This window comes from Streptomyces xylophagus (assembly GCF_000716435.1).
Taxonomy (GTDB): Bacteria; Actinomycetota; Actinomycetes; order Streptomycetales; family Streptomycetaceae; genus Streptomyces; species Streptomyces xylophagus.
Map to the genome: position 1 here is coordinate 64,125 of NZ_JNWO01000026.1, position 22,371 is coordinate 86,495.

Genomic DNA, 22,371 nt, shown 5'->3' on the forward strand with positions numbered 1-22,371 from the left:
CCGGGGTCAGTTGACCGGGCGGTGCACGTTCTCCAGCTTGCTGGGCCCAGGGGACGCGTCCGCGATCCACGGGCCCTCGCCCGACGGGTCGACGATGCCCTCCTCCAGCCAGGTGTACGCGCCGCCCATGACTCCCTTGACCACTTTGCGGTCGAGGTCGTCGGTGTTGGTCCACAGGCGGCCGAAGAGTTCCTCGACGCGGATGCGGGACTGCGCGCAGAAGGCGTCGGCGAGTTGATAGGCCTCGCGGCCGTGATCGCCCTGGGTGCGCAGGAGTTCGGCCCTTACGCAGACCGCGCTCATCGCGAACAGCTCGGCCCCGATGTCGACGATCCGGCCCAGGAAGCCCTGCTTGGTCTCCATGCGGCCCTGCCAGCGGGACATGGCGTAGAACGTGGAGCGGGCGAGCTTGCGGGCGCTTCGCTCTACGTACCGCAAGTGCTTGGAGAGGTCGATGCCTTGGCGGAACTCGCCGTACGTGCCCGGGAGTTGGCCGTTGCCCGCGACCAGTTTCGGGAGCCACTTGGCGTAGAAGACGCCCGCGTTGGCGCCCGCTTTCGCCTTGTCCTGCAGGGACTTGTCCGGGTCGATGAGGTCGCCGGCGACCTTGAGGTGGGCGTCGACGGCCTCGCGGGCGATGAGGAGATGCATGATCTCCGTCGAACCCTCGAAGATGCGGTTGATGCGGAGGTCGCGCAGGACCTGTTCGGCGGGGACCGCCTTCTCGCCGCGGGCCGCGAGGGATGCGGCCGTCTCGAAGCCCCGGCCGCCGCGGATCTGGACCAGCTCGTCGGCCATGAGCCAGCCCATCTCGGAGGAGAAGAGCTTGGCCAGCGCGCCCTCGATGCGGATGTCATTGCGGTCCTCGTCGGCCATCTGCGAGGACAGGTCGAGTACGGCCTCCAGGGCGAAGGTCGTCGCCGCGATGAAGGAGATCTTCGCGCCCACCGCCTCGTGCTCGGCGATCGGCCTGCCCCACTGCTCTCGGGCCGCCGACCACTCGCGGGCGATCTTCAGACACCACTTGCCGGCGGCGACGCAGGACGCGGGGAGGGAGAGGCGGCCCGTGTTGAGGGTGGTGAGGGCGATCTTCAGGCCCGCGCCCTCGGGGCCGATGCGGTGGGCGGCGGGGACCCGGACCTGGTGGAAGCGGGTGACGCCGTTCTCGATGCCGCGCAGGCCCATGAAGGCGTTGCGGTTCTCGACGGTGATGCCGGGCGAGTCGGTCTCCACGACGAAGGCCGTGATGCCGCCCTTGTGGCCCTCGCTCTTCGGCACCCGGGCCATCACGACCAGGAGGTCGGCGATCACGCCGTTGGTGGTCCACAGCTTCACCCCGTCGAGGACGTAGGAGTCCCCGTCCGGCACCGCGCTGGTCGCGAGGCGCGCTGGGTCGGAGCCGACGTCCGGTTCGGTGAGCAGGAAGGCGCTGATGTCGGTGCGGGCGCAGCGGGGCAGGAACTCCGCCTTCTGCTCGTCCGTGCCGAAGAGCTTCAGCGGCTGCGGTACGCCGATCGACTGGTGCGCGGAGAGCAGCACGCCGACCGCGGGGCAGGCCGAGCCGGCGAGGGCCAGCGCCTTGTTGTAGTACACCTGGGTGAGGCCGAGGCCGCCGTACTTGGTGTCGATCTTCATGCCGAGGGCGCCGAGTTCCTTGAGGCCGTTGATGACCTCGTCGGGGATGCGGGCCTCGCGTTCGATGAGGGCGGCGTCGATCTCCGTCTCGCAGAAGACGCGCAGTTTGGCGAGGAACTCCTCGCCGCGCTGGACGTCCTCGTCCGGCGGGAGCGGGTGGGGGTGGATGAGGTCGAGCCGGAAGCGGCCGAGGAACAGTTCCTTGGCGAAGCTGGGCTTGCGCCAGTCCTGTTCCCGGGCGGCCTCCGCCACCTGGCGGGCCTCGCGTTCGGAGACGGTTGGTTTGCTGGGTGGAGCGGACATGAGGCTCACCTCGCCGCGAATCGGGTTCTCGGACCATTTTGGTTACCGACGGGTGCTACCCGTTCGTATGTACCCGATCCGCCGCGAAGCAGCCACCCTTCGCGCGGCCGTTCAGCCGATGTCGACGGAGTACGCCTTCGTGTCAAGGCGCCCCGAGCCCTTGAAGACCTCGGTGCCGGACTCGATGCCGGAGACGTACTTGTCGTTGCCGAGCAGCTTGCGGCGGACCAGGGCCTGGGTGAAGTCGTCGATGTTCAGGGTCGCCTTGGTGGTGTTGGCGGTGCGGACGAAGGAGTACACGTTCCAGCCGATGTTGCCCCGGTAGATGTCCCACATGGCGCCGTCGAGGCTGACGCTGCCGTACTTGGCGCCGAGCGGGCCCGCGCCGCCCTGCCGGTTGAGCCAGATCATGATCTCGTCGGTGGGCTGGTCCGCCCAGTCGGCGGTGTTCTTGGAGTGCAGCCACAGGTCGTAGGCGACGTCGAGCGTGCCGGGATTGGAGCTGAGCGAGAAGTCCCAGGTCGTCTTCACCGGCTTGCGGTCGCCGACCCGGATCGGCAGCCCGGTGGTCGCCTTGTCGACCTTCCAGCCCCAGTGCCAGCCGAGGACGGTACTCGCGTACGACTTCACGTCCGCGTCGGTGCCCTTGCTGTTGTTGGCCCAGCTGAAGGACGTGCCCCACGAAATGGTCGATCCCGACTGGGAGTTGTCCCAGACGCACTGGCTGCCGGTGGCCTTGTCCTGGCCCCAGAGGTTGTTGTTCACGTAGTACTTGCCGAGCGTGACGGTGTCGAAGGCCCCGCACTTCTTGCTGGTCTCGCCCGCCTGGGCGACGGTGACGCCGGCGACGGCCGTGAGGGCGACCGCGGCGGCGGCCAGCACCTTCGCCTTCTTCGAGAGGCGGGGTCTGCGGTGTTGCATCGGGGGTCCTTCCGGGGGACGGTTCGTCTACGACCTCTCAGTGGCCGCCGACCCGCCCGTAGGTTGCCTTTCCCGCGCGGAGAATCCCGGGGGCACCCCGTTGAGCCGGGTCTTCGGAGAAAGTGTCGAAGCGCTTCGACAACCTATGGACACCCACACCGCCTGAAGCTAATGTCGAACCACCCTCACTCGCCCTTGTCAGCAACGCGCACTGTCGAAGCGCTTCACAAAGCTTGGAGAGCTGGATGGTCACCCTCGCCGAGGTCGCCCAGCACGCCGGAGTCTCGGCGAGCACGGTGAGCTATGTCCTCAGCGGCAAGCGGTCCATCTCCGGAGCCACCCGGCAGCGGGTCGAGCAGAGCATCCGCGAGCTGGGCTACCACCCGAACGCGGGCGCCCGCGCCCTCGCCAGCAGCAAGTCGAACATCATCGCGCTGATGGTCCCGCTGCGCACGGACATGTACGTGCCGGTGATGATGGAGATCGCCATCGCTGTGGCGACCACCGCCCGCCTGCACGGCTACGACGTGCTGCTGCTCACCGGCGAGGAGGGTCCCGACGCGGTACGCCGGGTCACCGGCAGCGGGCTCGCCGACGCGATGATCCTGATGGACGTCGAACTCGCCGACGAGCGGCTGCCGTTGCTGCGCGGCACCGACCAGCCGTCCGTGCTGATCGGCCTGCCCGCCGACACCACCGGACTGACCTGCGTCGACCTCGACTTCGGGGCGACCGGCGCGCTGTGCGTCGAACACCTCGCCAAGCTCGGTCACCAGGACATCGCTGTCATCGGCGAGGCGCCCGCGGTCTACGAACGGCACACCGGTTTCGCCGAACGCACCCTCGACGGACTCCGGTCCAGGGCGAGGGAGTTGGGCCTGCGGGTACTGCACCGGCCGTGCGAGGGCGGGTACGACGCGATGACCATGACTCTGGCCCGGATCTTCGACGAGCGCCCCGGCACCACGGGCTTCGTCGTGCAGAACGAGTCGGCGGTCGAGCCGCTGCTCGCCCTGCTGCGCCAGCAGGGCCGGGCCGTACCGGAGGACGTGTCGGTAGTCGCGGTCTGCCCCGACCAGGTCGCCACCCAGGCCTCGGTGCGGCTGACGTCCGTCGCCATCCCCGCGCAGGAGATGGGCCGTTACGCCGTGGAGCACCTGGTGGCCAAGCTGGACGGGCGCGGCAGCGACGAAGTCGTGCTGATCTCCCCCGAGTTGACGGTGCGGGCGAGTACGGGACCGGCACCGTCAGCTTCTTGACCAGCCACGCTCCACGCGTTTGTGCGGTTACCCCCTGTCTGCTTTCCTCCAGGAGCACTCCTCGTGAATCAGCCTGCCGAAATCCAGTCCGAGGTCAGTCTCGCGCAGTCCTCCCCCACCATCGGAACGTTCCGTGAGAGGGACGGCGCGCTGGAGTGGAGCGGGCGTCAGGAGACCGTACGGATCGAGCCCTGGGGCCCGGACTCGGTCCGGGTGCGGACGCGGCTCGGCGGACCCGTCCTCGACGGGCTGCCGGGCGCACTCCTGGAAACGGCGCCGCCCACCGAGGCGAGCATCAAGATCGAGGAGGGTCAAGGGACCCTGGCCGTCGGCGCGTTGACCGTCCATGTCGACGCGGAGGGCCTGATCCGCTTCCTGCGCACCGACGACTCCGCCGAACTCCTCGCGGAGGCCCGCGCCCACTTCTGGTGGCCCGGCTCGCGCCTCTACACGGCGGTCGGCAACGGCCACCACCGCCTGGAGCAGCGCTTCGCCGCGTACGAGGACGAGAAGCTGTACGGCCTCGGCCAGCACCAGCACGGGAAGTTGGACCAGAAGGGGCTGGTCCTCGACCTGGTCCAGCGCAACGCCGAGGTGGGCATCCCGGTGCTCGTCTCCAGCCGCGGCTACACCCTGCTGTGGAACAACCCGGCGATCGGCCGCGTGGAGCTGGCCGGCAACGGCACGCGCTGGGTGGCCGATTCGGCCCGGCAGATCGACTACTGGATCACCGCGGGCGACCCGGCCGACGGCCAGCGCCGCTACAGCGCGGTGACGGGCCGTACGCCGATGCTGCCGAAGTGGGCGGCGGGCTTCTGGCAGTGCAAGCTGCGCTACCGCACCCAGGCCGAACTCCTCGCCGTGGCAAGGGAGTACAAGCGCCGTGAACTCCCGCTCTCGGCGATCGTCTGCGACTTCTTCCACTGGACGCACCTGGGCGACTGGAAGTTCGACCCGGCGGAGTGGCCGGACCCGGCGGCGATGGTGCGTGAACTGGACGAGCTGGGCGTGAAGTTGGTGGTGAGCGTCTGGCCCTCCGTCTCCCCGCTCAGCGAGAACCACTCGGTGCTGGAACAGCGCGGGTACCTGATCGGCACCCAGTACGGCCCGATGGCTCACGCCGACTGGCCCGACAAGGGTGTGGCGTCGACGGTCCAGGTGGCCTTCTACGACGCCACCAACCCCGAGGCCCGCGAGTTCCTGTGGTCGAAGATCCGCGACAACTACCTTGTCCCGTACGGCATTACGGCGTTCTGGCTGGACGCCTGCGAGCCCGAGCTGAAGCCGGGCTTCCCGGAGAACCTGCGCTACTGGGCGGGCCCCGGCCTGGAGGTCGGCAACCTCTACCCGGCCGAGAACTCCCGCACGTTCTATGAGGGGTTGCGGTCCTCGGGCTCGGACGACGACGAGATCATCACCCTCAACCGCTCGGCGTGGGCGGGCAGTCAGCGCTACGGCGCCGCGCTCTGGTCGGGTGACATCGGCACCGACTTCCCGACCCTGCGCCGCCAGATAGCCGCCGGTCTCAACACCGCGCTCTCCGGCATCCCTTGGTGGAACACCGACATCGGCGGCTTCCACGGCGGCGACCCGGACGACCCGGCGTACCAGGAGGTCATGGTCCGCTGGTTCCAGTTCGGCGCGCTGTCCCCGCTGATGCGCCTGCACGGCTTCCGCGACCCGGGCATGCCACTGGGCCCCGACATGACCGGCGGCCCCAACGAGGTCTGGTCGTACGGCGATCGGGCCCTGCCGATCCTGGAGAAGTACCTGCGGCTGCGCGAGCGCCTGAAGCCGTACGTCCTCGACGTGATGCGCGCCGCGCACGAGGAGGGGCTGCCGGTGATGCGGCCGCTGTTCCTGGAGTTCCCCGAGGACCCGGCGGCCTGGTCGGTCGACGACGCGTACCTCTTCGGCCCGGACCTGCTGGTCGCGCCGGTGCTGACGGCGGGCGCCACGGTCCGTACGGCGTATCTTCCGGCGGGCGCGTGGTGGACGGACGCGTGGACGGGCGAGACGTACGAGGGCGGTACGGCGGTCACGGTCGACGCGCCGCTGGACCGGATTCCGCTGTTCCTGCGGGACGGGGCGACGTTGCCGGTGGCGGAGTAGGGGGCAGGGCGCCCGGGCCGTGACGCTTCCGTTGCGCGGAACTGTGGCCTCCGTCACAGCAGTACCGATCTTGTTCTGCTGGACTCCTCCGATGGTGTTACGCAAGCTCGCTTTTGCTGCGGGTCTCGCCGCGTTCGCCCTGTATCTCTGGGGTCTGCTCTACGTCCTGGGCGCGATCCTCCAGGCCGAGGACGGTGGCGCCGACTCCTCGCCGATACTGCCCTGTCGTACGACCAACGGGCAGGAGGGCGGGCCGGAGGACCCCCGAGCCGCCCAAGTCGTGGACTACTCGGTGGACTTCGTCCCGCTCAGGTTCGTCTGCGAGATGACGGGCGGGGGCAGCTACGTCACCAACACCGTTCCCGGGTACGTCAATCCGGCGGTGTTCGGCCTCGTGCTGACCGCACTCGGCTGCTGGGTCGCCGCGCTCGTCGTGGCGCCGCCCGGCCCTCGCGGAGTACGAGGACCGGGCGGCTGAGCGGAGCACCGAGGTGCCCGGGTGGGTCAACTACTGGTGACGCTCTCGCTGTTGGTGGTGAAGTCGAGCCCACCGGACGAGGACGTGATCTCGAACCCGAACTGCAGGTCCCCGATGGTCACGTTGCCGAACCAGCCCTTGGTGTCCTTGATCCACTTGAGGATCGGCAGGACGTTGACCGTGCCGGAGCTGGAGTTCGAGGTGCGCACGAACGAGAACACGTCGTTGGCGCCGTTGTTGCCCTTGTAGACGGTCCAGGTGTGACCGCCCAGCGTGAGGGTGCCCTGCGAGGTGCCGAGCGGGCCGACGGCTCCGGTCTTGTTCATCCAGAGCATGATCTCGTAGTCGTAGTTGGTGTCCCAGATGTCGTACGACGTGTTGTACGCGCCGGACGACGGCACCGTGACGTTGTAGCTGCTGGTGAGCGAAGTCAGCGAGGTGATCGACTTGTTGATCACCTTCTTGGCGTTGGGGTAGGACTTGATGCCGCCGGTGTTGGGGTGGTTGGCGTTGACGCCCCAGTTGGTACCGGAGTTGGCCCAGATGCACTGGCTGCCGGCGCCGGAACCCCAGATGTTGTTGTAGAGCGTGTAGCCGTTCAGGGTCGTGGTGCCCCACTGGTCGCAGGAGCTCCAGACGGCGGCGGAGGCGGGGGCCGAGGCGAGGCCGACGGTGGCACCGAGCGCGAGTGCGGGGGCGAGAACCGCTGTAATGACGCGGCCCAGCTTGCGTGTTGCCATGGTGTCCCTTCCATGGGTGGGGGGAGTTGCGAGTGGCTACCGCGCCCCCAGGGTGAGGACGCGGTCTTCTCCGGCGACGAGGTCGAGCGGCTCCGTGCCGGAGGAAGTCCGGAGTTCGACGCGGTGGGTGCGGGAGGGTCGGACGACCGCTGTGGCGGAGTGGGGTGTCCAGCTCAGGTCGACCTCCGCCCCGAACCTCGTGCGCACGCCGGTGAGTTGACCGTGCGGATAGGCCGCCGGCAGCGCGGGCAGCAGGACCAGCCGGTCCGGGGTCGACTGCACGAGCGCCTCGACGAGCACGCCGGGCAGGGTGTGCGCGGCGTCCGCGTTGTAGACGTCACGCTTCGGGTAGTGCGCGCTCATCAGGGAGGCGTGGAAGAAGTCGCCGTCCAGCACCTGCCCGAGGGTGTGGGCGACGCGTTCGCAGTCCCGGAGACGGGCGGCGACAAGCGCGTGATGGAGATACCCGTGCGCGGAATCGTTCTCGGCGCCCCGGAGTTGGAGCGCCCGGTGCGCGGCGGCGGCGAGCCGCGGGGTGTCGTACGGGTTGATCTCGTCGAGCGGCCAGACACCGTAGAGATGACTGAGGTGCCGATGGTCGTAGGTGTCGCCCAGCCCCGGCCACGCCCATTCGGCGAGGGCGCCGTCCGCGTTGACCCGGTGCGGCGGAAGCCGCTCCGCGAGGGCACGCCAGCGGAGGGCCTCCGGGGTGTCCGGGTGGTAGTCGGCGGCCGTGTGCAGCGCGTGCCGGGCGGCGGAGAGATCCATCGCCGCGTTGACGGCACCCCAACTGGCGTTCGCGGGACGGTTCTCGGGCGAATAGGAGGGGACGACGACGAGTTGGCCGCCGGCGTCGGTGCGGCTGAGGAAGTCCTCGTAGAACAAGGCGACTTCGGCCAGTGCGGCGGCCGTGCGCGGATCTCGCTCGCCACGGGTCTCGTCGTGGTCGACGAGCGGCTTGAGCAGCCAGTCGGCCCCCGCGGTCCACAGGTGCAGCGGGTACTCGCGGCTGAAGTGGTACGACAGCCCGGACTCGCCGTCGGTGTGCGCGGGCGCGACGACACCCCGGGCGCCGAAGACGGCACGGGCGTTCTCCCGCCAGTCGTCGAACTGACGGTGGATCAAGGAGGCGAGGGCGTCGGTGACTTCGGGGAGGGCGGCACTCGCGGCGGAGGCGGTCTGGAGGTTGAGGTTCGCGTCATTGGTGAACGCCCCGGACCACGCCGTGTTCCAGTCACCGGTCCACAGTCCGGTGAGCCGGGGCGGGAGCAGGCCGCTGGAGGAGAGGAGGTGGTACCGGCCGGCGGCGAAGAGGCGTTCCAGGAGGGCCGGGCTGCGGGGCCGCTTGAGCAACTCGGTGCCGGGGAGGGCGCGTTCGGTGTCGTCGGCATGGAGATCGAGGGTGACGCGGTCGTAGGCCGTGCAGTGGAGGGGGAGGTGGCGGGCGAGGAGGGTGTCGTAGGGCTGCCGCTCATCGAGCAGGAGGTCCCGCAGGGCACGTGTCTCCGCCACGACGTCCAGCTCGCCGGTGTGGCGTCGGACGCGGGTGAGGAGGAGGACCTCGGTGGCCCCGGCGATGTGAACTCCGGGCGGGGCGAGCCGGGTTGCTCCGCCGGTGACCACGACCAGGGTCACCCCGGTGTACGCGCGGTCGCTGTCGGGGTAGCGGACACGGAGGCTGAGCAGGGCGCCGTCGGGGGTGAGGAGTGTGCCGTGACCGACGCCCAACCCGGCTGGCGCTCCTGGGAGTTGATGGTCCTGCGCGAGGTCGAGGGTGAGGTCGGGGGCGGTGACGTGCTGGACGATCACATCGTCCGCACGGGAGACGAAGACACGGCTGCGCCAGTCGTCACAGTGGGCGCTGACCTCGCCGGTGGTGAAGTCGACGGACCGGCGGTAGTCGCGTGCCGGGCCGGGCGGCCTGTGCAGCCGTGTCTGGAAGGCCGGGTGGAAGGGCTGCACCCACTGGAGCGGGCGGCCGTCCGTGAAGTCTTCGGCTGCGGTGAGGTCTCCTGCGAGCAACTGGTCCTGGAGCGCGGGGAGTTCGGCGGCGAGACGCGGGGGCCGGGCGTGCTCTCCGCCGTTCGGGCGGACGAGGGTGTGGTGGGTGACGATGACGAGGTCGTCGTTCGGATCGCCGAACACGAGGGCGCCGTGGTGGCCGTTGCCGCTCAGGAAGGCGTCCTCCCAGCGGGAGGCTGGGAGAGGTTCCCAGGTGGTGTGGGCGGAGCGGCCGGTCATGGTCGCAGTACCGCCGCGCCGTAGCGGCCGAGGGTGACCTCGCCCTCGACGGTCTCGTCGGTGAGCAAGTCACGGTGCGCGCCCGGGAGTTCGACGGTGATCGGGTCGCGGCTGTGGTTGAGCAGGAACAGCAGTTCTCCGCGTCGTACGGCCTCGACGCCCGGCGGGAGTTCGGCGAGCACCGGACAGACGCCCGCGTCGGTGGCGATACGGGTGAGCAGGGCGCGCAGCGCGTGCGGCTCCGGGAGTGTCGAGACGTACCAGGAACGGCCCCTGCGCAGGACAGCGGGGAGACCGTCCAACTCGCCGCCCTTGTAAGGGATCACCTCGTCGACGGTGTCGTCCTCCGGCTCGATCTCCTCCGACCAGAGTGTGCCGCGGAAGCCCTCGCACGCGGCGGTCTCCCCCGCGTCCAGTGGCCACCACTCGTGCAGGGTGCGGATGCCGAACAGGTCGCGGAGGCGGGCGTCCATGCCGCCGGGCCGTACGCGGTCGTCCTCGTCGGCGATGCCGGTGAGGAAGCCGGAGACGAGGGTGCCGCCGGCACGGACGTACGCGAGGAGGTTGTCGATCGCGGTGTCCGTGAGGAGGTAGAGCTGGGGGACGACCACCAACTTGTAGGCGGAGAGGTCGTGTTCGGGGTGGGCGAAGTCGGTGGTGAGGTGCGATTCCCAGAGGGCGCGGTGCCAGGCGCGGACGACCTCGGGGTGGTCGACCTCGGTGGAGAGACGGCCGTCCTGGGCGCCGGCCCACCACGCGTGCCAGTCGTGCAGGATCGCGATGTCGGAGGTGATGTGAGTGTCCGTCACCTCACTTCCGATGCGGGCGAGTTCGGCGCCCAGCTGCTTGACCTCCTGGAACGTGCGGCCCCGCTCCCCCGCGTGGCTGAGCATCCCGGAGTGGAACTTCTCGGCGCCCTGGCGGGATTGGCGCCACTGGAAGTAGCAGACGGCGTCGGCGCCGCGGGCCACGGCCTGGAGGGACCAGAGACGGTTGAGGCCACGGGGCTTGGGGTGGTTCACACCGCGCCAGTTGACCGGTCCGGCCGCCTGTTCCATGAGCATCCACGGGCCGTGCGCCTGCGAGCGGGTCAAGTCCTGCACGAGGGCGGCACTTTGGGCGCCGAGCGGATCACGCGGATCGGGGTAGAGGTCGACCGAGACGACGTCCTCCTCCTCGGACCAGCGCCAGCCGTCCTGGCCCATCCACAACGGCATGAAGTTGGTGGTGACCGGGATGTGCGGGGTGTGCCGGCGGACGATGTCGCGCTCGGCGGTGTAGCACTCCAGGAGCATGTCGGAGGTGAAGCGCCGGAAGTCGAGCACGTGGGTGGGGTTGTTGAGGTAGTGGGCGTGACGCGGGGGCAGGATGCCGTCCCAGGTGTCGTAGCCCTGGCTCCAGAATGCCGTCCCCCAGGCCGAGTTGACGGCGTCCAGCGTGCCGTACCGGGCGCGCAGCCAGCCGCGGAAGGCGACGGCGGCCTCGTCGCCGTAGTCGAAGGTGCAGTACTCGTTGTTGATGTGCCACATCGTGAGGGCGGGGTGGCCGGCGTAACGGGCGGCCAGGTCCTCGGTGATGGCCGCTGCGTGGCGGCGGTAGACGGCGCTGGAGTGCGAGAAGTGCTGCCGCCCGCCCCACCATTCGATACGGCCGTCCGCGTCGCGGGGCAGGGTCTCCGGGTGGAGGCGGCCCAGCCACGGGGGCGGGGAGGAGGTGGGCGTGGCGAGGACGACGCCGATCCCACTGCCGTGCATCAGATCCATCAGGCGGTCGAGCCAGCCGAACTCCCGTGCTCCCGGCTCGGGTTCGAGCTTGGCCCAGGAGAAGACGCCGAGGGTGACGGAGTTGACGCCGGCGTCCTTCATCAGCCGGACGTCCTCGTGCCAGGTCTCCTCGGGCCACTGCTCGGGGTTGTAGTCGCCGCCGAAGAGGATGCGGCCGCGCGTGGCGTCGCTGAGCCGAGGCATCAGATCTGCTCCCCGCACTGGATGCCGCGCCCGTTGGTGGCGAGGTACACGCGGCCGTACACGCGTGGGTCACCGGCGATGGACTGACCGATCCAACCCCACTGGTGCTGGTCGTCGTTGATCCGCACCCAGGTCTTCGCCTCGTCGTCGGAGCGGTAGACGGCGGTGATGGTCTCGGTCGAACCGACCTGGTAGATCGCGGGGTAGTCGGCGCCGGGGCCGGGTTTGCCGAAGCCGAGGGTGTACGAGGCCCAGCAACTGGCGACCTTGTCGAAGCTCACGCCCCCGTCGACGGACCGGTAGAGCCCGTTCCACTTGACGCTCAACCACAGGTCACCGGACCGCCCCGGCGCCGCGACCAGCTGGAACTGACTGTCCCCGGCAGGCAGCCCACTCGCACGCCCCGTGAACGAACGGCCACTGTCAGTGCTGGCGTATAGCGTTCCTGTGTCGGTGTCGTATGCGTAGAAGAGCGTCGGGTCGGCCGGGTCGGCGACCGGCGTGGCGCCCTTCGGGAAGGAGGAGATCTCGGACCAGGTCGCGCCGTTGTCCGCCGAGCGGTGGGCTGCGTACTTCGTGCCGTCCCAGTGCACGAAGGACCACAGCAGCGTACTGCCGTCGGCGTTGGTGGCGATCGGCCCCGGTGCGTCGTGGGCGAGGGAGGGCTGGGCAGCGAAGGGCGCCCAGGTCCGGCCGCCGTCGCCCGAGTAGGCACCGTTGCCGTTGTCGCCCCAACCCGTGCGGACGACATACGTCGGCCTGCCCGCGGCCTGCGCGATTCCCGTCGCCGACCCGAACACGGGGTTCGTCGCCATGCCGCGCGACGGAGACGCCGTGAGCCGCTCGTGGTGCATCACGCCGATGTCCCGCGAGGCGCTGATCAGGTGCGCCTCCCCGACCGGGGGCGAGATCAGCTGGATCACGGACGTCTCCTCCAGGCCACGGATCTGCGGTGCCCAGTGGGTGAGGTCACGGGTGCCGTAGAGGGTGGCGCCGGTGCCGTAGACGACGTGCTGCGAGTCGTACGGGTCGACGGCCACCGCCTGGATCCACCAGCCGAACTTCGGCTGTTCCGCACCCCACTTGAGGAAAGGAGTCTCGGACACGTCGAAGACAGCAACGTCCTTGAGGGACGTCCAGGTGCGACCACCGTCGGTGGTCCGGTACAGGGTGTCGACGGCCGCCCAACGGTTGTTGGTGGAGACGACGACGGTCCCGGCGCGACAGGCGTCGACGGCGACTCCGCCGTAGCCGAAGGTGTCACTGCTGCCGGGCTGGACGGGGGTGACGTCCGTCCAAGGACCAGTGGCGGGGGCGAACTTGTGGACGCTGCCGGTGGACTGCCCGTTGGGCCCGGGTGTGTCGGCGTACGTCACGTACAGCTCGCGGCTGCGGGCGTCGTACGCGGCGCGGATCGGGACCTTGGCGGAGGTGCCGGTGGGCTGCGCGGGGACGGCCGTCCAGGTGCTGCCGTCGGTGGTGCGGTAGAGGTTGACGGCAGTCGCGCTCCCGTCGCCGTCACCCCACCCGGCGTAGACGGCACGGCCGACGGCGACGAGGAAGGTGACGCCTTGACCGGAGGCGCTCGGGGTCGCCGGGAAGCCGGTCACCGCTGCCCAAGTGGCGCCCCGGTCCGTCGACTTGAGCAGCCCGTCGTGCCGGGTACCGAGCCACAGGGTGTCACTGTCACGCGGATCGACGAGCAACCGCTCCCCCGCACCGCGCCCGTCCTCGTTGCCGCCCAGCTTCACGGCGAGGTCGGTACGGGTCCAGGTGGCACCGCGGTCCTCGGAACGGAGGATCGCCCCGTTGCTTGCCCAGGACTGGGCGTACGTGCCGACGGCGAGGTAGAGCCGATCCGGGTGCGCAGGGTCGACGGCGAGAGCCTCCACCCCGAGCAAGTTCCAGTCGTCCCAGCCGAGTTGATCGGTGAGCGGGGTCCAACGGGCGGTCCGGTCGTCCCAGCGGTAGGCACCGCCGATGTCGGTACGGGCGTAGGCGAGACCCCGGACGGAGGGGTGGAAGAGGACGCCCGTGACGAAGCCGGTGCCGCCGATTGCAACGTTTCGCCAGCGATAGGAAGGGGCTTCCGCCGCATTCGCCTTCGCGGTGAAACCCGGCATGGCGGTGAGCGCGGCGCCAGCCGCAGCCCCGGCAAGAACGGCCCGGCGGCTCACTCGGGACGCAAGCATGCACATACCTCGCTGTATGAGATGGGGTAAGGAGACGTACCCAAGGGGCGCGGGGAACTGCGCGACCAGCCCCAACGCGCCTGCAGACAAAAACAAATCAGCCCTTAACGGCGCCTGTGAGCATCCCCTTCTTAAAGTGCCGCTGCACAAACGGCGAAAGCACAGCCACCGGCAACAAAGCCATCACCATGACCGCCATCTGCACGGCCAGCCCGGACAGTTCACCCGTCTTGATCGCCTGACCGAGCCCCACCGGAGCCTCCTGCTTCTGCACAAGCTGGATCATGACGTTCTGCAACGGCATCATGTCCTGGTCGTTGAGATACAGGGACGCGTTGAACCAGGCGCTCCAATAACCCACGGCGTAGAACAGCGTGATAACGGCCAGCACCGCACGCGACAACGGCATCACGATCACCCAAAGAATCCGGAAGTCACCGGCCCCGTCGATCCGCGCACTGTCGATGAGTTCCTGCGAGATGCCCATGAAGAACCCGCGCAACACAAGGATGTTGAAGACACTGAGCGCACTGGGCAGGATCAACGCGAGATAGCTGTCGGTCAGGCCGAGCGACTGGACCAGCAAATACGTCGGAATGAGCCCGGCGCTGAAGAACATCGTGGCCAGCATCATCATCAGAATCCACCGGTGCCCCAGCGACCCGATACGCGAGAGGCCGTAGGCGCACAGAACGGAAACCGTCATCGAGAACGCCGTACCGACGACGGTGATGAGGACGCTGATGACCGCCGCGCGGGTGACCTGGCCGCCGCTGAGGAGTTCCCTGTAGGCGATGAAGGTGATGCCCTTGGGCACCATGACCAGACCGCCGGCCTCATCGATGGTCTTGCGTGAGGAGAGGCTGGTGACGAGGACGATCCACAGCGGAAAGAGGATGGCGAAACAGGCGAGGGTGAGGACGAGCCCCTTGCCCGCGAGACCGGCCCTACTGGGTTCCTCCTCCCAGGTCGGCCGGGGCGGCGCGGCCCAACGCCCGGGCGGCCGTACGGACTTGGCAGACTTCGAGCGCTCGACGGGTTGGTCGATGACGGCGGTCATTTCTTGTACACCCCCTGCTCGCCCATGAGGTGGGCCACTTTGTTCGCGGCGAGGACCAGGCCGAGACTGATCACGCCCTTGACGAGTCCGGCGGCGGCCGCGTAGCCGAAGTCCTGGTTGCGGACGCCGTTCCACCAGACGAAGGTGTCGAGGACCTCCGCCGCTCCCGGTCCCACGGCGTCACGTTGGAGCAGGATCTGTTCGAAGCCGACGGTCAGCGCATCGCCCACCCGCAGCACCAGCAACAGCGCGATCACCGGTCGGAGTGCCGGCAGCGTGACGTGCCACATCCGGCGCCAGCGCCCCGCGCCGTCCATCGCGGCGGCCTCGTACAGATCGGGGCTGACGGACGACAGCGCGGCGAGGAAGACGATGATCCCCCAGCCCGCGTCCTTCCACACGCTCTGCGCGGTGATCAGGAACTTGAACGTGTTGGGGTCGGTCATCACGTCGAGGCCGTCGAAGCCGTGTTGCCGCAGGAGTTGCGAGAACAGCCCTGCCCCGCCCAGGAGTTGCTGGAAGACGGCGATGACCAGCACCCAGGAGAAGAAGTGCGGGAGGTAGAGGATGGCCTGGGAGAGTGCCCGGACCCGGGGCCTGACCACGCTGTTGATGAGCAGCGCGAGCAGGATGGGGATCGGGAAGAACAGGACCAGTTGGAGGGAGAACAGAACGAGCGTGTTCTGTACGGCGCTCCAGAACGCCGAGTCCGCGAAGATCTGCTGGAAGTTCTCCAGGCCGACCCAGGGGCTGTGCAGCATCGAGACGATGCCGTTGTCGCTGACGTAGGGGTCGTAGTCCTCGAAGGCGACGATGTTGCCGAGGATCGGCAGGTAGTTGAAGACGAGGATGAGCAGGACGGCCGGCAGGGTCATCAGGAGCAGGACGCGGTCGCGTCTGAACCTGAGCCGCAGGCTCACCTTCCCGCCGGGACGTTTCTGCCGGGTGCCGGTGGCGCCGCCGGACGCCACCGGGGTCTTGTCCGTCGTGTCGGCCTCGGTCCTGCTCCGAGGCACCGTGCTGTGGGACACGGCCGTTCTCCTTGCCTCGGTACCCGGTCAGCTCGCCGCAGTGCCGTTGTCGTCGAGCAACTTCTGGTACCAGGCGCGGAGTTGGTCGCCGCCCTTGCTCTTCCAGTCCGATACGGCCTGCTGCATGTCGCTGATCTTCTTGCGGCCGCGGACGATGTCGTCCTCCAACTGCTCGAAGTCGTTGGAGAGGTTGGTGTAGCGGCTCGGCTCGGTGATCTGCTGGCCGTAGAAGCTCGACTTCTTTGTGAAGGCGCCCATCCGCTGCTGCCACTCGACCTGCGCCTTGGCGACCTCGGGGAAGTCGGGGTGGGCGATCGTCGCGGCGGGGCTGGCGACCATGACGTAGGCGTTGATGACCTCGTTGTTGCCCTGGTCGGTCTTGGTGGGCACACCGTTCTTTACGGTGTAATGGGTGCCCTCCACACCGTAGTTGGTGAGCATGTACTCCTTGGTGCCGTACGGCGCGGCGGTGACGTTGGCGACGGCCAGCGCGTCACGCACGACGGACTCGGAGGCCTTCTTGCTGATGAAGGCGAAGATGCCGGCCGGTTCGCCGGCCCAGAGGGTCGGGTCGCCGCCGTCGTGGCCGAAGATGTCCATGCCCCAGATCTTGTAGTCCGGGTTCTGGGTGGCCTGTTCGGCGGTGCGGCTCCACCACTGCGAGATGTCCTGGTTGTAGATGAGGAACTCGCCGGCGGCGAACTTGGGCCCGGGGTCGGTGGCCTGGCTCTTGCCGAGCTTGGCGTCGGGGTGCACGTATCCGGCGGCGAACAGCTTGCGGGTCCACTCCAGCGCTTCGAGGTACTCCTGGGTCTCGATGCGGTTGACCAGCTTGCCGTCGACGAGGTTCCAGCCGAGCGACTTCTCACTGCCGGAGAGCACGCCCCAGGCGTTGAAGGCGGTCCACTTCATGTCCATGCAGGCCCAGCGCTTGGCCTTGGCGTTGGTGATCTCCTTGGCCAGGGCCATGAACTCGTCGGCGGAGGTGGGGACTTCGTACCCCTCCTTGTCGAAGATGTCCTTGCGGTAGAGCGGCACGATGTTGGGGACGTACGAGGACGGCATGGGCAGTCCGCGCAGCTTGCCGCCAAAGATGCAGCGCTGCCAGGCGTCGGACGGGATCGCCGCGAGGTTCGGGTAGTCCTTGACCTTGTCACCGGCCAGGTAGGGGCCGAGGTCGGCGAACTTGCCGATGATGGCGCTGGGTATCTTGCCGCCCATGTTCCAGCCGGGGACGACCACAATGTCGGGGATGTCGCTGGAGGCGAGGACCGCGCCGAGCTTCTGGTCGTAGGTGTTGCCGTCCTGGTTCTGCCAGGCCACGTCGACGCCGATGAGGCTGTTCATCGCCTTGTAGTAGGCGTTGTCGCTCTTCGGCGGGGAGCCCCAGAACGGCGACATGATGGAGACCTTGCCGCCCTTGCCGAGCTTCTTCGGCACCGAGGTCTTCAGCGTGGCGAGGTCGAGCTTGCTGGTGAAGCCGATCGCGGAGCCGTTCTTGGAGGCGAGGTCCGGGGTCACCACATTGCTGGCCACGAAGGCCGGCAGCAGCTTCTTGACGCCCTTGCCCTCCGAACTGCCCCCGCCCGAACCGCTGTCCGAGGCCCCGCAGGCGGAGAGCAGCGGTACCCCTCCCGCCACCGCTGCGGCGACGACCGCCGTGGAGGCGAGGAAACTTCTCCGGCTGGGAGCGGAGGCGGCGGAGGCGTTCGGCGTCATTGCGTCAACCCTTCATGGCGCACCAGGACACCCGGCGGTGGAGCCGTCGGCTGCGGTGTCTTGAGTGGAACAGAGCACTTAGTCGAAGCGCTTCGATGTTGCTGCGAGGTTAAGTGAACGCCCGAGGGTGCACAAGGGTCGTTCCCAAGATTCCTCCGAGGTGTAGGGGATGACCTGTCCGTATGTGCTGCTTGAAATAACGGTGAAGGTCTCTTGACACCCACCCCTGCGTCGAATGAGCATCGAAGCGCTTCGAAAGAGCCGCGCCGCTCCATCGCAAGGGGAACCCCACGTGACCGCACAAACGCCGCCTACGCCGCCTTTCCGCGACCCGCAGCTGCCGTTCGCGAAGCGCATCGACGATCTGCTGGCACGGCTCACCCTCGACGAGAAGGTCGGGTTTCTGCACCAGTACGCACCCGCCGTGGAGCGCCTGGGCGTCGCCGCGTTCCGCACCGGCCAGGAGGCCCTGCACGGCGTCGCATGGATGGGCCCGGCGACGGTCTTCCCCCAGGCGGTGGGCCTGGGCGCGACCTGGAACGAGGATCTCGTACGGCGGATCGGCGACGCGGTGTCCAAGGAGGCCCGCGCGATGCGCGCCCGCGACGACCGCGTCGGCCTCAACGTGTGGTCCCCCACCGTGAACCTGCTGCGCCACCCGCTGTGGGGCCGTAACGAGGAGGGCTACTCGGAGGACCCGAAGCTGACCTCGGCGATCGCCACCGCGTACACGCGCGGCCTGCGCGGCGACCACCCGACGTATTGGCGCACGGCCCCCGTCCTCAAGCACTGGCTGGCCCACAACAACGAGACGGGCCGCGACGTCTCGTCCTCTTCCGTCCGTCCGCGCGTGCTGTACGAGTACGACCTGCGCGCGTTCCGCGAGACGGTCGAGGCGGGCGCGGTGGCGGGCGTGATGCCGGCCTACAACCTGGTCAACGGCCGCCCCAACCACGTCTCGCCGTATCTGCGCGAGCACCTGCGCACCTGGACCGACGAGAACCTCCTCGTCTGCTCGGACGCGGGCGCGCCCTCCAACCTGGTCGACTCCGAGCACTACTTCGACACCCACGAGGAGGCGACGGCGGCTTCGCTGCTGTCCGGCGTGGACAGCTTCACCGACCACGGCACGGACGGTTCGACGATCGTGGCGCGCGTCCAAGGTGCCCTGGATCAGGGGCTGTTGACCGAGGCCGACATCGACACGGCGGTACGCCGTCAGCTCTCGGTCCGGTTCCGGCTCGGCGAGTTCGACCCGGCACACGACCCGCACGCCGGCAGCAAGGACTTCGACACCCCGGCGCACCGGGCCCTCGCCCAGGAGGCCGCCGAACAGGCGGTCGTCCTCCTCAAGAACGACGGCGACCTGCTGCCCCTCGCCCACGACACCCGCCTCGCCGTCGTCGGTCTGCTCGCGGACGAGTGCAAACTCGACTGGTACAGCGGCACGTTGATCCACCGCTCGACTCCGCTGGAGGGCCTGTACGAGCGGTTCGGCGCGGAGCGCGTCGAGTTCGCGGAGGGCGTGGACCGGGTCAGGTTGCGGACATCCCAAGGCGCCTTCCTGCACGTGCCGTTGACGGACGTGTCCGTCGAAGTGCGCGGCGCCGAGGGCGCGTTGGACCCCGCCCTGCTCGCGGGCCGCACCGACCTCCCGCCACTCACCACCGACGCCGCCGGCACCGAACTCGCGCTCGTCGACTGGGGCGACGGCGTCCTCACCCTCCGCGCCCCCGACGGCCGTTACCTCTCGGTCGCCGAGGACGGCTATGTGCGCGCCTCCGCGGACCAGCCCGGAGGCTGGGTCGTCCAGGAGACATTCCGTCTGGAACCCCACGAGAACGGTCACCTCCTGCTGCACGTCGGTACGGGTCGCCACGTCTCTGTCGCCGCCGACGGCGTGAAGGTTGCCGAAGAAGGCGGGGAAGTTCTCGAGCTGCTGGTCGCCGAGCGCGGCGAGGACGCGGTGGCCCGGGCCGCGGAGGCGGCGGACGTGGTGCTCGTCGTCGCGGGCAACGACCCGCACATCAACGGCCGCGAGACCGAGGACCGTACGACACTCCAACTCCCCGCCCACCAGCAGCGCCTGCTGCGCGCGGCCCGGGCGGCGAACCCCAAGACGGCCCTGGCACTGGTCTCCGCGTACCCGTACACGGTCGACCCCGCCGACCTCCCCGGCCTCCCCGCGATCCTGTGGACCGCCCACGGCGGCCAGGCTGCGGGCACGGCTCTGGCCCGCGTCCTCGCCGGAGACGTCTCCCCGGCGGGCCGCCTCCCCCAGACCTGGTACGCCGCCGACACCGACCTGCCCGACCTCCTCGACTACGACGTGATCGGCGGCCGGCAGACCTACCTCTACTTCGAGGGCACCCCGCTGTTCCCGTTCGGCCACGGCCTGTCGTACGCGACCTTCTCCTACGACGACCTGACCGTCCGGGTCGAACTCGGCGCGGTGCAGGTGCAGTTCACGGTCACCAACACGGGCGATGTGACGGCCGACGAGGTCGCACAGCTGTACACGCACGCCGCCGACCCGTCGGTCCCGCGCCCGCGCCGCGAACTGACCGCACACCGTCGCGTGACACTCGCCCCGGGCGAGCGGGCGGAACTCTCCTTCGAAGTCCCCTTCCACGCCTTCGAGTTCTGGGATGTGGCGCGAGGCGGCCGACGCCTGGAACCCGGCCCGTACGACCTCCTCGTCGGCGCCTCCAGCGAGGACATCCGCCTGCGTACGACGGTGACGCTCACCGGTGAACCCGCCGCACCCCGTGATCTCCTCCAACAGGGCCTGACCGCAGCCGACTTCGACGAACTGTCGGGCGGCGAGATCGTCGACCGGACAAAGACGGCGGGCGACGCGGTGACTCCGGCGGGCGGCGGCACGGCCGAACTGGTCTACCGGCACTGCGACTTCGGCGCCGGTGTGACGGAGGTGACCGTGGAGGTGGCGGGCGAGGGGGTCGTAGAACTGTCCCTGGACGGCGGCCCGTCACTCGCCGAACTCGCCCTGCCCGCACCCGCATCGGGCCCCTACGACTACACCATCCTCGGCGCCGGGATCGTCGCCGATGGTGTGCACGATGTGCACCTCAGGCTGCGCGGCCCGCTGCGGCTCGCGCGCGTCGGCTTCTCCGGCTGAGGGTCCGGAGGGGTCGACGCATAGAAGGGGCCCGGCACCGGAAGGCATCGGTGCCGGGCCCCTTCGAGAAGGCTATATGAAAATGGATCCCATTAGCTAGAGCTGCTCGGTGAGAGAACGGTCAGAGCGCGAGCCCTGTGAGCACCAGCACCCGCTCGTAGGTGTAGTCGTCCATCGCGAACTTCACGCCCTCGCGGCCGACGCCGGACTGCTTGGCGCCGCCGTACGGCATCTGGTCGGCGCGGTAGGACGGGACGTCGCCGATCACGACTCCGCCGACCTCGAGCGCGCGGTGGGCGCGGAAGGCGACCTGCACGTCGTGGGTGAACACCCCTGCCTGGAGGCCGTACTTGGAGTCGTTGGCGGCGGCGAAGGCGGCTGCTTCACCGTCCACCTTCGTCACGGTCAGGACCGGTCCAAAGACCTCCTCGCAGGAGATCGTCGTGTCGGCCGGTACGTCCGTCAGCACGGTCGGCGCGTACGAGGCGCCGTCGCGCTTGCCGCCGGTGAGAAGAGTGGCGCCGGCGTCGACGGCCTCCTGGACCCACGACTCGACGCGCTGCGCTGCGGCCTCGCTGACCAGCGGACCGACATCGGTCTTGGGGTCGGACGGGTCGCCGGTGACCTGGGCCTCCACCGCCGCGACGATGCGCGGGAGCAGCCGGTCGTAGACGGCCGCGTCGACGATGACCCGCTGCACGGAGATGCAGGACTGGCCGCCCTGGTAGTTGGAGAAGGTGGCGATGCGGGTCGCGGCCCAGTCGAGGTCGGCGTCGGAGGAGTAGTCCCCGAGGACGACGGCCGCGCCGTTGCCGCCCAGCTCCAGGGTGCAGTGCTTGCGCGGCACCGAGTCCATGATCGCGTAGCCGACCTTCTCCGAACCGGTGAAGGAGATCACCGGCAGCCGCTCGTCCTGGACGAGGGCGGGCATGTGGTCGTTGGCGACCGGGAGGATGCTCCACGAACCGGCGGGCAGTTCGGTCTCGGCGAGCAGGTCGCCGATGATCAGGCCGGAGAGCGGGGTGGCCGGGGCCGGCTTGAGGATGATCGGCACGCCGGCCGCGATCGCGGGGGCGATCTTGTGGGCGCACAGGTTCAGCGGGAAGTTGAAGGGCGCGATGCCGAGGACGACGCCCTTCGGGAAGCGCCGGGTGAGGGCGAGCCGGCCCTGGCCGCCGGCGTCGGTGTCGAGGCGCTGGGCCTCGCCGCCGTTGAAGCGCCGGGCCTCCTCGGCGGCGAACCGGAACACGGACACGGCCCGGCCGACTTCACCACGCGCCCACTTGATCGGCTTGCCGTTCTCGGCGGAGATGAGCTGCGCGATCTCCTCGGTGCGCTCGACGAGACGTCGGCTGACGTGGTCGAGGGCGGCGGCGCGGACGTGGGCGGGGGTCGCGGCGAACTCGTCCCGTACGGCGTACGCGGCGGCCACCGCCTCCTCGACCTGGGCGTCGGTCGGCACGGTGACCTTGCCGACGAGACGTCCGTCCCACGGGGAGGTGACGTCGAAGGTGTCCTCGCCGGTGGCCTGGCGGCCGGCGAGCCAGAAGGCGTGGGTGGAAGTCATGTCCCGG

At 69.2% G+C, this 22,371-nt stretch carries 14 protein-coding genes; 4 read left to right on the plus strand and 10 right to left on the minus strand.

From position 1 onward, the window contains the following. Positions 1 to 6: 6 nt before the first annotated feature. Both OO70_RS40700 and OO70_RS40705 read right to left on the minus strand, forming a co-directional pair. Positions 7 to 1,938, minus strand: coding sequence for an acyl-CoA dehydrogenase family protein (locus OO70_RS40700; RefSeq protein ID WP_043683557.1), 1,932 nt, complete (start codon positions 1,936 to 1,938; stop codon positions 7 to 9). A gap of 111 nt (positions 1,939 to 2,049) precedes the next feature. After that, a complete protein-coding gene (locus OO70_RS40705) occupies positions 2,050 to 2,859 on the minus strand; it encodes a GH12 family glycosyl hydrolase domain-containing protein (protein WP_043683559.1) in 810 nt (269 codons plus the stop codon). Between the two features lie 245 nt (positions 2,860 to 3,104). Between OO70_RS40705 and OO70_RS40710 the strand changes: the two genes are divergently transcribed. From OO70_RS40710 to OO70_RS40720, 3 genes are all read left to right on the plus strand, one after another. Continuing rightward, a complete protein-coding gene (locus OO70_RS40710; RefSeq protein ID WP_043683561.1) occupies positions 3,105 to 4,118 on the plus strand; it encodes a LacI family DNA-binding transcriptional regulator in 1,014 nt (337 codons plus the stop codon). Between the two features lie 63 nt (positions 4,119 to 4,181). Continuing rightward, the gene (locus OO70_RS40715; RefSeq protein WP_043683564.1) at positions 4,182 to 6,230 is read left to right on the plus strand and encodes a glycoside hydrolase family 31 protein; all 2,049 of its coding nucleotides are present in this window, start codon (positions 4,182 to 4,184) and stop codon (positions 6,228 to 6,230) included. A gap of 91 nt (positions 6,231 to 6,321) precedes the next feature. Next, a complete protein-coding gene (locus OO70_RS40720) occupies positions 6,322 to 6,708 on the plus strand; it encodes a hypothetical protein (RefSeq protein WP_043683566.1) in 387 nt (128 codons plus the stop codon). A gap of 26 nt (positions 6,709 to 6,734) precedes the next feature. On the opposite strand, the gene OO70_RS40725 is transcribed toward OO70_RS40720, so the two are convergent. The 7 genes from OO70_RS40725 to OO70_RS40755 all read right to left on the minus strand — a co-directional run bounded on the left by OO70_RS40725 (position 6,735) and on the right by OO70_RS40755 (position 17,658). Then, on the minus strand, positions 6,735 to 7,448 hold the full coding sequence (locus OO70_RS40725) for a glycoside hydrolase family 12 protein (protein ID WP_043683569.1): 714 nt from the start codon (positions 7,446 to 7,448) through the stop codon (positions 6,735 to 6,737). 36 nt (positions 7,449 to 7,484) lie between these two features. Continuing rightward, positions 7,485 to 9,689, minus strand: a complete 2,205-nt coding sequence (locus OO70_RS40730; RefSeq protein WP_043683572.1) for a glycosyl hydrolase family 95 catalytic domain-containing protein — start codon at positions 9,687 to 9,689, stop codon at positions 7,485 to 7,487. Continuing rightward, positions 9,686 to 11,656 (minus strand): beta-galactosidase, encoded by a 1,971-nt coding sequence (locus OO70_RS40735; RefSeq protein WP_043683575.1) that lies wholly within the window; start codon positions 11,654 to 11,656, stop codon positions 9,686 to 9,688. The genes OO70_RS40730 and OO70_RS40735 overlap by 4 nt, the downstream gene beginning before the upstream one ends. After that, positions 11,656 to 13,848 (minus strand): sialidase family protein, encoded by a 2,193-nt coding sequence (locus tag OO70_RS40740; protein ID WP_043683577.1) that lies wholly within the window; start codon positions 13,846 to 13,848, stop codon positions 11,656 to 11,658. Before OO70_RS40740 ends, OO70_RS40735 begins: the two co-directional genes overlap by 1 nt. A gap of 97 nt (positions 13,849 to 13,945) precedes the next feature. Further along, complete coding sequence (locus OO70_RS40745; RefSeq protein WP_043683580.1) at positions 13,946 to 14,908, minus strand: carbohydrate ABC transporter permease; 963 nt, start codon at positions 14,906 to 14,908, stop codon at positions 13,946 to 13,948. Continuing rightward, a complete protein-coding gene (locus OO70_RS40750; RefSeq protein ID WP_043683582.1) occupies positions 14,905 to 15,939 on the minus strand; it encodes an ABC transporter permease in 1,035 nt (344 codons plus the stop codon). The genes OO70_RS40745 and OO70_RS40750 overlap by 4 nt, the downstream gene beginning before the upstream one ends. Positions 15,940 to 15,966: 27 nt before the next feature. Next, complete coding sequence (locus tag OO70_RS40755) at positions 15,967 to 17,658, minus strand: extracellular solute-binding protein (RefSeq protein ID WP_043683586.1); 1,692 nt, start codon at positions 17,656 to 17,658, stop codon at positions 15,967 to 15,969. Between the two features lie 292 nt (positions 17,659 to 17,950). On the opposite strand from OO70_RS40755, the gene OO70_RS40760 reads away from it, so the two are divergent. Then, complete coding sequence (locus OO70_RS40760) at positions 17,951 to 20,797, plus strand: glycoside hydrolase family 3 C-terminal domain-containing protein (RefSeq protein WP_043683588.1); 2,847 nt, start codon at positions 17,951 to 17,953, stop codon at positions 20,795 to 20,797. A 121-nt stretch (positions 20,798 to 20,918) separates the two neighbouring features. Here the strand turns inward: OO70_RS40760 and OO70_RS40765 are convergent, their stop codons facing one another. After that, the gene (locus OO70_RS40765) at positions 20,919 to 22,364 is read right to left on the minus strand and encodes an aldehyde dehydrogenase family protein (protein WP_043683591.1); all 1,446 of its coding nucleotides are present in this window, start codon (positions 22,362 to 22,364) and stop codon (positions 20,919 to 20,921) included. Between the last annotated feature and the right edge of the window lie 7 nt (positions 22,365 to 22,371).